This window comes from Pseudomonas sp. TYF_14 (assembly GCF_043105275.1).
Classification (GTDB): Bacteria; Pseudomonadota; Gammaproteobacteria; order Pseudomonadales; family Pseudomonadaceae; genus Aquipseudomonas; species Aquipseudomonas alloputida.
Window position 1 is genome coordinate 205,340 of record NZ_JBICLK010000089.1, and the last position, 12,533, is coordinate 217,872.

The window sequence follows — 12,533 nt, forward strand, 5'->3', positions numbered from 1 at the left end:
CGCTCCCACAGAGAGGGTGCAGTATCTGAAACCTGCGGTGTCTCTGTGGGTGCGGGCTTGCCCGCGAATGGGCTGCAAAGCAGCCCTTCCAAGCCTCAGCGGTAACGCTCGAGCCAGTGCGCATAAGGCGCTGGCAAGGTCCAGGAGGCTTTTTCCACCCCCAGCTCCTTGGCCGCAAAGTAAGCCCAGTGCGGGTCGGCCAGGTGCGCGCGCCCTACAGAAACCAGATCCAGCTGGTTGGCCTGCAATGCGGCCTCCGCCAACTGCGGCGTACCAAAGCCCCACGCCGACGTCACGGGCAGCTTCGCTTCGCGGCGCACGCGCTCGGCAATCGGCCCCATGAACGCTGGCCCCCAGGGGATGTGGGTGTCGGGAATGGTGAAGCCGACACTCACGCTCAGCAGGTCGAGCCCACCGGCCTTGAAGCGACGGGCCAGTTCGATCGACTCTTCCAGGGTCTGCTCATCGCGGCCATCGTATTCCAACACACCAAAGCGCGCCGTCAGCGGCAGGTTCTCCGGCCACACTTCGCGCACGGCGGCCAGTGTCTCCAGCAGGAAGCGGCTGCGATTTTCGAAGCTGCCACCGTAGGCATCGGTGCGCTTGTTGGAGTGCTCGGAGAAGAAGCTCTGGCCCAGGTAGCCATGGGCAAAGTGCAGTTCTATCCACGCGAAGCCGGCGTCACGCGCACGGCGGGCGGCATCGACGAAGTCCTGCTTGACCCGGGCGATATCGTCCAGCGTCATTTCGCGTGGCACTTTCGGCAGGTGCGCGCCAAAGGCAATGGCAGACGGGGCAATGGTCTCCCAGCCGCGCGCATCGTCGGCGGCAATGTGGTCATCACCCTCCCACGGGCGGTTGGCGCTGGCCTTGCGCCCGGCGTGGGCGATCTGGATACCCGGCACGGAGCCGGCAGCCTTGATGGCCTGCACCACCGGTACGAACGCCTGAGCGTGGGCATCGCTCCAGATACCGGCGCAACCGGGGGTGATACGCCCTTCCGGCGCCACAGCAGTGGCCTCGACCACCAGCAAGCCGGCACCACCACGGGCCAGGCCGGCCAGGTGAACGTGGTGCCAGTCGTTGATCATGCCGTCTTCGGCCATGTACTGGCACATCGGCGGAATGGCAATCCGGTTACGCAGGGTGACGTCTTTGAGGGTGTAGGGTTCGAACAGTGCGGACATGGGAAACTCCGGGTTCATTTGAATACTGTTGTTCGATCATAATCGAACTATGGCAATTAATGAAACCCCCGTTATCATGTCAACCATGCGAGCCTATAAACATCCCAACCCCGACGACCTCATTCTTGAACGCCTGCTCTATGCGCTCAGCGACCCCGTGCGCCTGGAAATCGTCCGCCACCTGGCCGGCGTGGCCGAGGCCAGCTGTGGCGAGCTGGACGGAGGCCGGCCGAAGTCGAGCATGTCCCACCACTTCCGTGTGTTGCGTGATGCAGGGCTGGTGCAAACCCGCAATGTGGGGACTACCCATATGAATTCGCTGCGTAGCGAGATGCTGGATAAGCGGTTCCCGGGGTTGCTGGAGTGCATACTGCGCCAGCAGTGATACCTGTGCAGGCCTCTTCGCGGGTGAACCCGCTCCTACCAGGGATGGCGATAAGCCTGAGTGTTGTGCTGGGCTTGCCAACAAAAAAGCCACGAGGTCTCCCCCGTGGCTTTCTTTCACAACAATGGCCGGTTACAGCGCCATGTCGTTCTCAGGCTTGCTCTCGACCGGCTTGCTTGCCGCACCACCGAATTCAACGCTGGCGTCGATCACCGGCGGTTTACCCAGCTGCAGCACTTCAGCGGTGTAGTTCCACTCTTTCTGGGTGGCCGCTGCCGAGTCGTTCAGCTTGGTGCCGTAGCTCGGTACGATTTCCTTGATCTTGGCCTGCCACTCCGGGGAAGCGACCTTGTCCTTGAACACGGTTTCCAGCACGTTCAGCATGATCGGCGCAGCGGTCGAAGCACCTGGCGAGGCACCCAGCAGACCCGCGATGGTGCGGTCTTCGGAAGCCACCACTTCGGTACCCAGCTTCAGCACGCCGCCCTTGTCGGCATCACGCTTGATGATCTGCACACGCTGGCCGGCCTGCCAGAGGCGCCAGTCTTCCTTCTTGGCATTCGGGAAGTAGGTGCGCAGGGCTTCGAAGCGGTCATCGTCAGACAGCATCAGCTGGCCAGCGAGGTACTCGACCAGCGGATACTGGTCGATACCCACCTTGGTCATCGGCCACACGTTGTGGGTGGTGGTGCTGCTCAGCAGGTCCAGGTAAGAACCGTTCTTCAGGAACTTGGTCGAGAAGGTAGCGAACGGGCCAAACAGGATGACGCGCTTGCCGTCCAGCACGCGGGTATCCAGGTGCGGGACCGACATGGGTGGCGCACCGGTCGAAGCAATGCCGTAGGCCTTGGCCATGTGCTGCATGGCCACGGTCGGGTTCTCGGTCACCAGGAACGAGCCGCCCACCGGGAAGCCTGCGTATTCCTTGGCTTCCGGGATGCCCGACTTCTGCAGCAGCTTCAGCGCGCCGCCGCCGGCACCGATGAACAGGAACTTGGCGTCGGTGGCCGACTCGGTACCGTCCTTCAGGTTCTTGTACTCGACGTGCCAGGAGCCGTCCTTGTTGCGGGTGATGTCCTGCACTTCGCTGGACAGCTTCAGCTCGAAGCCTTTCTGGGTCTGCAGGTGGCCAACGAACTGGCGGGTGATCTCGCCAAAGTTGACGTCGGTGCCGATTGGCGTCCAGGTCACGGCCAGCTTCTGGTTCGGGTCGCGGCCTTCCATCATCAGCGGGACCCACTTGGCGATCTGCGCGTGGTCCTCGGAGTACTGCATCGGACGGAACAGCGGGCTGGCCTGCAGTGCGTCGTAACGCTTCTTGAGGAACTTGATGTTGTCGTCGCCCCACACGAAGCTCATGTGCGGGGTGGTGTTGATGAACGAGTGCGGGTTCTTCAGCACGCCCTGGCGTACCTGCCACGACCAGAACTGGCGGGAAATCTGGAAGGCTTCGTTGATTTCGATGGCCTTGGAGATGTTGACGTTGCCGTCTTTGTCTTCCGGGGTGTAATTCAGCTCGGCCAGCGCGGAGTGGCCGGTACCGGCGTTGTTCCAGCCGTTGGAGCTTTCTTCGGCCACGCCATCCAGGCGCTCGACCATTTCCATCGACCAGCTTGGCTCCAGCTCGTGCAGCCACACGGCCAGGGTCGAGCTCATGATGCCGCCGCCGACCAGCAGCACGTCTACTTTCTTGGTTTCTGCAGCGTGCGCTTGCATGACGCTTGCAGCGACCGCCAGACCCAGCAAGGTCTTGCCAGCTTTCTTGAACATTGATCAATTCCAGTCAGGAGAACAGAGTGAGGGCCTGTGGCTGGCCCCGGTAAAGCGTGTTCTTCAGCGCAGGCTTTTTGTTGATCATTGTTCAGCAGCCAGAGAACCAGAAAACGGCTCGGCCTTTGGTCGAATTGACCGACAAGGCTGAATCGTTTTTCCGATTGTATCTGAAATGCCAGCACAAACAAATTGCAGGCAGACGCGTCAAGGCGACCGGTTGCCCCAGCGGCAGTTTGTCACGTCACAAACAAAAACCCCCGGCCATGTGTATGACCGGGGGCCTTGGATCACGCCGCAAGCGTCGCGATCAGGGTACCGCCAAGATTACTGCTGCTGAGGCAGTTTATCGATCGGGCCGCAGCCACCGATGATCTTGGAGATGGAAACCGAAGGGTGGAACAGGTAGTCGTAGGTGCAGTTTTTCGGTTGGTTGTAAACTTGGCCAGTGCAACCCGACAGCAGGGCAACACCCGAAACGACAGCAACGGCAACGGTGGCCTTGAACAGCTTTTTCATTACTCAGTCCTTTAAATGAATCATCTTCGACCATCGTCTGATGGCCGCGGAATCATACAGACTCCAGGCATTGGATCCAAGCCGCACTTGGCACAGGTTCTTTGCAACTGTGCAACAACAGGTTGAAAAGCGCGCCGTTGGCGACGATAGTTCAGCGCACTGCCTTCGCAATGCCCAACAGGAACTCACCATGCTTGGCGTCACCGACTACGGCGCATTCGTCATCGCCTTCCTTATTCTTCTGGCCATCCCCGGCCCGGGCAATTTCGCCCTGATCACCGCCACCGGCAAGGGCGGTATCAAGGCAGGCCTGGCCGCGACCTGTGGCGTGATCGTGGGCGACCAGGTGCTGCTGTGGCTGGCGGTAGCCGGCGTCGCCACCCTGCTGGCCACCTACCCTGCCGCCTTTCATATGGTGCAGTGGGCGGGGGCTGCATACCTGGCCTACCTGGGCCTGCGCATGCTGCTGAGCAAACCCGGTGGTGCAGCGCACACCTGCCGCATGGACAACGGCCATTACCTGCGCCAGACCATGATGATCACCCTGCTCAACCCCAAGGCGATCATGTTCTACATGGCGTTTTTCCCGCTGTTCGTCGACCCGGTGAAGCACCAAGGGCTGGTGACGTTCGGTTTCATGGCGGCGACCGTGGCGGTGGTGACCTTCCTGTATGGGCTGATTGCCGTGGTGCTGACCCATCAACTGGCCGAGCGCATGCGCGCCAACCCGCGAATTGCCAATATGTTCGAGCGGCTGGCGGGGGCTTGCCTGGTGGGATTCGGCATCAAACTGGCGGCGATGCGCTGATCCCAAGCCCGACAGTGTCCAGGCACACCTGACAGCAAAAAAAGCCCCCGGCAACTCAGGGTTCCCGGGGGCTTGTTCACTCAGCCATTAGCCAATCAATTGGTTTCCAGCTGATACGCCTTGCTCACGAACAACGCCGCAAACAGGCTCTTGCCTTCCTTGAAGGTGTACTGCTCTTCGAAACTGCCGTCTTCGACCAGCTTCTGCCCGATGGCGCACTCCGAGTCGCTGTGGTTCTTGGCCTTGGCGCCAAAGTCACTGCTCCACGACGACAGCCCAACCTCCTGGCAGAAGGCTGCGAACTTCGCCTTGGGGACTTGCTGCTGGTATTCGCTGAAAGCCTCTTTCAGCGATTTGAAGCCACTGTAGCTCACCGAGTAGTTCTCGACCTTGGCCTTGCGGGCAAAGCCGCTCACCGCTTCAGCCAACACCGCCTGGCCGGTGTACGGGCTGTACGCGCCAATCAGCATCGCGCTCAGGGCACTCTTGAGCTGGGTTTCGACATCGTCCAGTTCCGGCAGCGACTGGAAGTCGGCCTTGCGCACGATCTCCCCCACCTTGGAGCCGTCGTTGCGGTGGGTGACCACGAACGCCATCGAGCCTTCGCCATCGCTGGAGCGCTTGATGGTGAAGTCCAGGTCGACCGTGGTACCAAAGTCACCGGTACTGCTGACCAGAAACGCGCCGGTTACTGGCTGGCGCACCGCCATGTTGGCGCCCCAGGTGAAGTTTGACGGGGCGGCCCGACCATTGGCGGCCAGCTCGGCACGTGGCTGAACTTCGTCGCTGACATCCGCCACCAGCACGACTTCGGCCCCCTTGCTGGCAACGTAAGGGTTGCCCATCTGCATGCCCAGCAACTGGATATGAATGCTGCCATCCTTGCTGTCTCCGTCATGGGCCAGCTTCAGCGCATCAGCCTTCAGGTACACCCCGGCCACATTGCGGCTGACATTGAGCTGGTACTTGGCCCAGCCCGCCAGGCCTTCTTCAGCCGAACCACCCTGTACGGACTCCATCAAGCCCGACAGGCCGCGCATGAACTGCTGGGCGCCATTGGTCTGCGCCGCCGCCACGCGGATCTCCGGGTCGGCTACCGTCAGGTTGCCGGAAAACGCCGAGTAGGAAATGTCCCCCTCAGACAGCACATCCTCAAGGAAATAGCGCTCCTTGAAGTCGTCGTAGTAGGCCAGCGCAGCCTTCTTGCCCGAGCTGGCGACCATCGCATAGCCACCACCGAGCACCAGCACTGCTGCGGCCACACCGCCAATCAGCAGCTGCTTCTTGTTCATCTGTTTGATCATGGTGTTTGCCTCACTGGACCATGGCGGAAGCGTTGTTCCAGTCGTTCACGTACTGTTGGGAGACCTCGGGGGTCCAGCTGAAATCGATACCGGCGTTGGGGAATTCCTTGGCCAGCACAGCGCCGAACGACACGCGGTCGGCACAGTGGTCCTGTTTGCAGGCCTCCGGCTCACCGGCACTGTAGGCACGGTAGGTAGGCACGGCGCGGCCGTCGTCCAGCGGGTAGTACGGCGTGGCGTTGGCCACCTGGGTCACGTACCAGCCTTCGCTGTATTCCTCGTCCGCAACCAGGCGGCCGTTGCTCGGGAAGTCGATGCTGTAGAAGTCACCTTTCTTGCCGGTGACGTGCACCATCATCGGCACTACGCTGGCCGAGGTCGCAGGGTTTTGCTGCTCCAGTGGCGAAGCGAAGCGCACCTTGATACCGGCCATCTGCGCCAACGCCTCGGTTTCGCGCCCCTTGAAGTCGCTCATGCCGTCCTGCAACTGCTGGTAACGCTCCAGCACACGGGTGTGCACGCGGGCCAGCTCCTGTTGGCGCTGACGCTGCTCACGCACACGCTGCTGCTCGCGCTGTACCGCCCAGTTGGCACCGTCGCGCACATCGAAGAACAGGCCTTGGCGGTTGATGCCGATGCGGTTGCGGGTGATCTTCTGCGCGTCGTTGCCCCAGATGTTGTTCGAGATCGCCGACAGGTCTTTGATGATGAACAGGTTGGCCACATCGGTGGTGGTCGGCGAGGTGGTCTTGATCAAGTCGAAGATTTCCAGCGCAGCTTCCTTGTACTTGGTCGCGTCCAGGGCAAACGACTCGTCCGGGGTGACCGCGACGTAGTAAGGGTCGCTGCCGAACGGGCGGAGCACGCCGTAGCTGGAGCGCGTGAACGTCAGGTACACCTTCATCTGCCGGCCTGGGATCTCGCCGACCAGGAACGCGGCCTGGTCAGCTTGCGGCGTGAGATAAGAAACGGCCTTGTCCTTTACCGCAGGCTCAAGGTGCTTGTTGAAGATCAAACCACTCGGGTGAGCATAAACGCGGGTCCAGTTATCACCCCGGTAGGTACCCACAGCCTTCCAGCTGATTTTGTCGAAGCTGCCTTCACCAAAGCCGGACGCTGGGCACGGCATGGCCGGGGTGGTGCCGAACGACAGGGTGTCGCCATCGCCGATGATCGAGGTACTGAGCACCCATTTGCAGCCGGTGCCGTCCGTTACCTGCATCAGGTTGCGGTTTTCCAGGACCACCGAACGACCGAAGTCCGAAGTGGGGGCTGCGGCGACTGCTGTGGCAGGTGCCGGAGCGGGCGGCACAACAGGGGCTGCGGCCGGGGCTTCGGGGGTTGGGGCTGGCTCTGCGGCTACGGCTGGCGCGGGGGCTGGAGTGGGTTCTGCCTGCGCAGGTGCGGCTTCGACCACTGCCGGGGCCGCTGCAGCAGCAGGGGCTGGGGCTGGGGCCGGAGCAGGTGCCGGTGTCGGTGTCGGTGCAGCAGCAGCCGGTGCTTCTGGCTGCGCAGGTGCCGGAGCGGGGGCAACTGCTGCAGCCGGCGCCGGGGCGGCAGTGGCAGGCGCAGCAGCCAGAGTTACCAGCCCCAGGTTGCTGGCATTGCCCGAGCCGCTGGCGTACAGGTTGCCCTTGGCATCGACCGCCTTCCAGCTCACCTTGGCGGTCGAGCAGTCCTTGGCGAACACGAACGGCAGCTTGGTCAGCAGGCCCGACAGCAGTTCCTGGTTATCCCAGGCCGGGCGGGTAATGGTCAGGTCGACCTGGGGTTTGCACCAGGTGGTGGCATCCCCGGGCACTTCGACCTTGATGTTATCTTTCTTGGAAAAGGCCAGCTCGTGGGCGAACGCCTGCGGTACCAGACCACAAGCGCCGATCACAGCCAGCGCGAGCGCGTGCTTTTTCATGGAGTTCCTCAGATCAGTTCCCAGGTGCCGTTGGCTTGTTTGCAGAAGGTGTTCTGCTCTTGTTCGGTCTGGCCGCTTTGCGATTTCAGGCTGACGGTGACCGGGCGGCAGGCCGCTTCGGCGGCAACGGTCTGGGTTGGCAGCGACTGCACCGAGTCCAGGTCGAAGCCTTGGGTTTCCTTGCTGGCGGCAACGTCCAGCTCGTCCAGGTTGACGGCTGGCGTTACACGCTTGGCAACCGCTTGCGCCTTGGGCTCGACGTAGTTCTTGTGCACATAGCCCACGGTCACACCCTTGCGCCCGACCAGAATCCAGTCACCGGTGGAGCCCACGGCGGTGAATTCGGTGTGGTTCTTCAGGCTGCCGACCTTCTCACCAGCCTGGTTAGGCGCGGCACGCACGTTGAGGTTGTCGCTGATGGTCACATACGGCTCGTTGATCAGCTTCATCGACGGCACCGCCTGGATCTTCGGCGCGCGCTTGACCTCGACCTGCTTGGTCTTGGTGTATTCCTTGCCCGGCACGATCTGCGCGGTGGCGCCGGAGTGGTCGGACTTCCAGGTCACTGGCTGGGCACTGGCAGTGGCTTGCTGCTGGCTCAGCACTTCCTGCGTACGCAGCGCCAAGGCTTGCTGGTCCTTTTCATCGAGCATGTGGCCGATGCGGTTGCCCACGTAGGCGCCAATGCCACCTGCGATCAGCGCGGCGGCGATCTTGCCGTTGCCACTGCCCATGGTCGAGCCGATGGCCACACCGGCCAGGCCACCGATCACGGTGCCCGCTTGCTCTTTGCTGATCCCGAGCTGTGCACAGGCCGTGGTAGAGGCGATGGCGACCGCCAGAAGGGACGCGACGAATTTCTTACGCAAGTGGAGCACTCCATTTTCGGTGGGGCGCACAGCCGCGTACCGCAGCCAATGGTTGGCGGCAGCATTCGAGTTTGTGCGGGGTTTTCAGAAAGTGTGCAGCACTGGCCGCAGACGACAATTCAGCCGTCCAGCGAGGGGCGCAGGGGGAGACCAGTACGGCGCAAAGCATCCAACGAATCCATGTCAGGAAGAGTTCATCGCCCAGCGCGCGTAATCATTACGGCGTGTGGCCTGGGCGTGAGTGGCGTATCAGAGCGCCGCATTGTAGCCCAAGGTGCCATTGTCAGTTCAAGACAAAATGTTGCAGGAAGCCTGTCTGATTGATTAGTAGAAATCCGTCCTACACCTTCTACTCAGAATTATCCCCTTCCTTGTAGGGCGTTTCCCAAACATACTGCCAACCCGCTCAAACGGTTGCGACGGATTCGGTCGCGCTCTAGTCTCGGCTCGTCGTTGCAAAATCAACGGCCGGCTTTGACAGGCCGACGATTTCCCGCACACGTGCACTGTTTATGGCGGCTGTACGTGGGGCACCTTCGTGTGCGCCGAGTTACTCCGGGATCCTCGGTCTGTCAACCCATGTACAGCTGCCACCCTCTTGTTTGACAGCAAGCTTGCGGCAGCTCCAATGATCCTGGAGATGTTTATGCGCAAGATGGTCCCTGATCCACCCCTCGATACCACCCAGTTCCTGCAAGACACTCTGGTCCAGTCCTCAGAGTACGTACTCTGCGCCCTGTCCGTGGCCCGCCAATCCGTGCAACTCAAACCCACCGCCCACAGCTCGATCGTGATGCAGGCCGTGATCCATGAAATGGAAGCGGTACAGGGGCTGGTCGAGTCGGCGTTGGTGCAGTTGCAGATGCGGTCGCATTTACCCACAGAGCCTCACACCTTGCATTAGCAGGTCAGGCCTCTTCGCGGACACGCCCGCTCCCACAGGGTCACCACAGCCGTCACGCACTGCACAGTACCTGTGGGAGCGGGCGTGCCCGCGAAGAGGCCAGCCCAGGCAACCCAAAATCCAGGGAAACAAAACAATGCCCACCGACAACACAAAAGAACCCACCACAGTCGGCAAGACCTGCTTCTACCAAGGCGAAAGCAACACCCACCCGCTGTTCCGCATCGAACCCGGCATCCCCTGCCAGGACGCCCGCGAACAGGCCTCCGAACTGATGGGTTACGTGCGCGACCTGATCATCACCGGCCTGATGGACGGCGACCAGAAACTGATCTGGGCCTCGCATTACCTGAGCGCAATGGCCAAGGCGCTGCTGGATGATGCTGAGTTGGGGATGATGAAAAAGTAAGTGCGAGGAAGCCCTGGAAACGCAAAATATCCCGGGGCTTCACCGGTCGCATCATGTCGCAAGCGCACCTAAGCGAGCCCCCACGCTGTCAGCTGGAGTGCGACATTCTCTACCGCCATGTAGTCCATTTCCCAAACGCTCAGCAAACCCGCGCTATCCGTTGCCAGCGCTCCGCTCGCGCCCTAGCCTCATCACGTCGCGGTCAAACCAAGCGCCGACGATGGGAGGCGAACATCGTTGCAGGCGTATACACCCGTTGCGTAATGGGCAGCCCACTCCGTTTAAAAAGCGGCAGGCCGACTCGGCCGCTCACTCAAACGAGCAAAGGAAATTTTTGATGCTTTACGAGGTAGAAAATGATGAGCAAAAAAATTTCGCCGCAAGACATGCCAATCCTTGATCTGAATTTGAGCAAAACAAAACGCTTCGAGGCCTCCCGGTTTCTCGACAGCCCGGAAACCATCGCGGCATTTCTGGCAGAAGCGATGAAGGCTAATGATGCTCAGACCCTGATGCATGCATTGGGTGAAGTGGCAAAAGCCAAGGGCGTGAATCAGTTTGCGCAAGACGCAGGTGTCAATCGAGAGTCTCTTTATGAAACGCTGAAGGGCGGAGAAAAGACTCGTTTCAATACTGTTCAAAAACTGAGGGTTGCCTTAGGTGTAGAGCTCACGGTCAGGCCGCTCGAGAAGCTTCCGGGCTCTTGATTTAACCGCTCGGGCAATTAGCATGCTGGCTGTAAATCTTTGCCTTCCATAACGAAAAAGCCCCCGGAAGCTTTCGCTTCCAGGGGCTGGATCTTGTATGGAGGAGAGATAGGGACTCGATTCTACAGACCTCAACGCCCTGAAATCCTTGAATATATTGGCCTTCAGGCATACTTTACGTACTATTTCTACGTACAATCACTACCTGGAGCCGCTTCAATGGCCAATAACCTCGAACTATAGGGCGGCACCTGGCACGGGTGGCCGTATTGGTGAACCTTGGAGATGCAATTGAGAAGGCACGCCAGGACTACCGCAACCAGCCCCGCTACACAAACTGGAACGTACCGTTTGAAGGCTACCCGCAGTAGCTGGAGTTCTCGTCAGTCGTGGCTGATCGAGATATGTCGCCGGCTGCAGCTGCGTAACGCTAGCTGATAGTATTAGTCAACCTCATAGGGATGACCGAAAGCAGGAGCGGCCAAGTGGACTGGAAAGAGATGGCTAAGAACAACCGGATTTTGGCCTTGATTCTTTATATAGGAGCGGGGCTAACCGGCCTGGGAGCGATTGCTGGCGCCTTAAATTCAATATTCGACTTGGCACAACGGGTTGACATCTCCGATGAGAACAACTGGCTGCCTAGGGTCTATGTTCAAGTTCTTGATTGGTTATCTTTAGCAGCCACCATACCCGTATGGCTGATGCTGCCGATCTTTGCCTTAGCTGTTGCGTCAGTTTACCTGCTAGTACGGCAACGAACGCAACTGAGCAAACTGTCCAAGGAGCTAGATGAGTTAAAGAGACCCAGCATGGCGGACTTAGATTCCTCTGACGAGCGTGTGCTGTTCTGGGTGAAGCTAATCTATGACAATACCTCAACTGGCCTAGGGCCAACTCCTGCCATTGTCGCTGAGGCTGCGAAAATGCCGCTGAGCAATGTTGAGGCTTCCGTGGATGTCCTCAAGCAGGCTGGCCTTATTAGGCTCAAGAAGCTTAAGAGCGACCCTCTCGACCTAACTGCAAAGGGGCGCGATTATTTCAGATCGCTGGAAGTCCTATCCCGGTACGACTCTTTCGAGATAAAACTGCTTAACAGGCGTGTATAGCACCCACTACTCAGCAGCTCCCCTCCCGCCCAGATAACTAATTGTCGATCTAACCAGTATCTAATCGCCCTCGGGCGCCTGTTCATGCTCTCGCACACCCTCACACGCCTACAGGCCCCTAGAATCAAGGGGGTGCAGGGATTGGAGTTAAGAACTTGCTCCTTTAGTCAGATTTTTCACGACTTCTGTACAGGAATCCCACTACAGGGCGTGCCCCTCAGGAAAACACTGATCTGCACCACAGCCCCTACAGGGAGATTTATCCAATTCTGGATATATCTTTACCGCCTGAGACTTTCCCTCACTTTTGTGGGGATCTTCTAGCCCGCCACTGTGCGGGCTTTTCTTCGCCTTCAGGAAAGCGACTCTGTATTCAATTGAGTAAGGTCTAGGGCATACATCCAGTGCATACAGAAATGTTTGAAAATCCGTGTGCATTAGGGTTGCTTACGATAATGCACACAGACACAATGGACACATCTAGAGGCAAATGCACACGAGGACACGCACATGGCTAACATCGGTTACATCCGGGTATCTACAGCAGATCAGAATACTGATCGTCAGCTTGATGGCATCACCTTGAACAAACGATTTGAGGACAAGCTGTCAGGGAGCACCACTGACCGCCCTCAGTTGCTCGCCATGATTGA

At 59.6% G+C, this 12,533-nt stretch carries 13 protein-coding genes; 7 read left to right on the forward strand and 6 right to left on the reverse strand.

Annotated elements, in window-relative coordinates:
- Positions 1–95 precede the first annotated feature (95 nt).
- Positions 96–1,187, reverse strand: a complete 1,092-nt coding sequence (gene xenA, locus ACF8O8_RS26505; RefSeq protein ID WP_392510789.1) for a xenobiotic reductase XenA — start codon at positions 1,185–1,187, stop codon at positions 96–98.
- A gap of 49 nt (positions 1,188–1,236) precedes the next feature.
- Here xenA and ACF8O8_RS26510 point away from each other — a divergent pair, with 49 nt between their 5' ends.
- The gene (locus tag ACF8O8_RS26510) at positions 1,237–1,572 is read left to right on the forward strand and encodes a helix-turn-helix transcriptional regulator (protein ID WP_221101109.1); all 336 of its coding nucleotides are present in this window, start codon (positions 1,237–1,239) and stop codon (positions 1,570–1,572) included.
- Between the two features lie 132 nt (positions 1,573–1,704).
- On the opposite strand, the gene mqo is transcribed toward ACF8O8_RS26510, so the two are convergent.
- Together mqo and ACF8O8_RS26520 are read right to left on the reverse strand one after the other, a co-directional pair.
- Positions 1,705–3,342: a malate dehydrogenase (quinone) gene (mqo, locus tag ACF8O8_RS26515; RefSeq protein ID WP_392510791.1), complete on the reverse strand. Its 1,638-nt coding sequence runs from the start codon at positions 3,340–3,342 to the stop codon at positions 1,705–1,707.
- Positions 3,343–3,669: 327 nt separating this feature from the next.
- Positions 3,670–3,861 (reverse strand): YhfL family protein, encoded by a 192-nt coding sequence (locus ACF8O8_RS26520; protein WP_003254720.1) that lies wholly within the window; start codon positions 3,859–3,861, stop codon positions 3,670–3,672.
- Positions 3,862–4,051: 190 nt separating this feature from the next.
- Here ACF8O8_RS26520 and ACF8O8_RS26525 point away from each other — a divergent pair, with 190 nt between their 5' ends.
- Positions 4,052–4,669, forward strand: coding sequence for a LysE family transporter (locus ACF8O8_RS26525; RefSeq protein ID WP_392510792.1), 618 nt, complete (start codon positions 4,052–4,054; stop codon positions 4,667–4,669).
- A 95-nt stretch (positions 4,670–4,764) separates the two neighbouring features.
- Here ACF8O8_RS26525 and ACF8O8_RS26530 read toward each other — a convergent pair whose 3' ends face one another.
- Genes ACF8O8_RS26530 through ACF8O8_RS26540 form a run of 3 tightly spaced genes read right to left on the reverse strand, consistent with a single transcriptional unit; the run spans position 4,765 to position 8,751 of the window.
- Entirely contained in the window at positions 4,765–5,973 is a 1,209-nt protein-coding gene (locus ACF8O8_RS26530; RefSeq protein ID WP_392510793.1) for a hypothetical protein, read from the reverse strand.
- 10 nt (positions 5,974–5,983) lie between these two features.
- Positions 5,984–7,882, reverse strand: a complete 1,899-nt coding sequence (locus ACF8O8_RS26535; protein WP_392510795.1) for a hypothetical protein — start codon at positions 7,880–7,882, stop codon at positions 5,984–5,986.
- An 8-nt stretch (positions 7,883–7,890) separates the two neighbouring features.
- Positions 7,891–8,751: an SH3 domain-containing protein gene (locus ACF8O8_RS26540; protein ID WP_319903025.1), complete on the reverse strand. Its 861-nt coding sequence runs from the start codon at positions 8,749–8,751 to the stop codon at positions 7,891–7,893.
- 646 nt (positions 8,752–9,397) lie between these two features.
- On the opposite strand from ACF8O8_RS26540, the gene ACF8O8_RS26545 reads away from it, so the two are divergent.
- The 5 genes from ACF8O8_RS26545 to ACF8O8_RS26565 form a co-directional block, all read left to right on the forward strand.
- Positions 9,398–9,655, forward strand: a complete 258-nt coding sequence (locus ACF8O8_RS26545) for a hypothetical protein (protein WP_392510797.1) — start codon at positions 9,398–9,400, stop codon at positions 9,653–9,655.
- Positions 9,656–9,791: 136 nt separating this feature from the next.
- On the forward strand, positions 9,792–10,064 hold the full coding sequence (locus ACF8O8_RS26550) for a DUF3077 domain-containing protein (protein ID WP_392510798.1): 273 nt from the start codon (positions 9,792–9,794) through the stop codon (positions 10,062–10,064).
- Between the two features lie 356 nt (positions 10,065–10,420).
- Positions 10,421–10,771, forward strand: coding sequence for an addiction module antidote protein (locus ACF8O8_RS26555; protein WP_392510799.1), 351 nt, complete (start codon positions 10,421–10,423; stop codon positions 10,769–10,771).
- 485 nt (positions 10,772–11,256) lie between these two features.
- Positions 11,257–11,880 carry a hypothetical protein gene (locus tag ACF8O8_RS26560; RefSeq protein ID WP_392510801.1) on the forward strand — a complete coding sequence of 208 codons (624 nt, stop codon included), beginning with the start codon at positions 11,257–11,259 and terminating at the stop codon, positions 11,878–11,880.
- A gap of 510 nt (positions 11,881–12,390) precedes the next feature.
- Positions 12,391–12,533 (forward strand): recombinase family protein (locus ACF8O8_RS26565; protein ID WP_392510805.1); only part of this gene is annotated, 143 nt, incomplete at its 3' end.

Bases quoted from the DNA above. Each gene is read 5' to 3' on its own strand.
- xenA (WP_392510789.1), bottom strand. From the start codon at position 1,187: ATGTCCGCACTGTTCGAACCCTACACCCTCAAAGACGTCACCCTGCGT.
- ACF8O8_RS26510 (WP_221101109.1), top strand. From the start codon at position 1,237: ATGGCAATTAATGAAACCCCCGTTATCATGTCAACCATGCGAGCCTAT.
- mqo (WP_392510791.1), bottom strand. From the start codon at position 3,342: ATGTTCAAGAAAGCTGGCAAGACCTTGCTGGGTCTGGCGGTCGCTGCA.
- ACF8O8_RS26520 (WP_003254720.1), bottom strand. From the start codon at position 3,861: ATGAAAAAGCTGTTCAAGGCCACCGTTGCCGTTGCTGTCGTTTCGGGT.
- ACF8O8_RS26525 (WP_392510792.1), top strand. From the start codon at position 4,052: ATGCTTGGCGTCACCGACTACGGCGCATTCGTCATCGCCTTCCTTATT.
- ACF8O8_RS26530 (WP_392510793.1), bottom strand. From the start codon at position 5,973: ATGATCAAACAGATGAACAAGAAGCAGCTGCTGATTGGCGGTGTGGCC.
- ACF8O8_RS26535 (WP_392510795.1), bottom strand. From the start codon at position 7,882: ATGAAAAAGCACGCGCTCGCGCTGGCTGTGATCGGCGCTTGTGGTCTG.
- ACF8O8_RS26545 (WP_392510797.1), top strand. From the start codon at position 9,398: ATGCGCAAGATGGTCCCTGATCCACCCCTCGATACCACCCAGTTCCTG.
- ACF8O8_RS26550 (WP_392510798.1), top strand. From the start codon at position 9,792: ATGCCCACCGACAACACAAAAGAACCCACCACAGTCGGCAAGACCTGC.
- ACF8O8_RS26555 (WP_392510799.1), top strand. From the start codon at position 10,421: ATGATGAGCAAAAAAATTTCGCCGCAAGACATGCCAATCCTTGATCTG.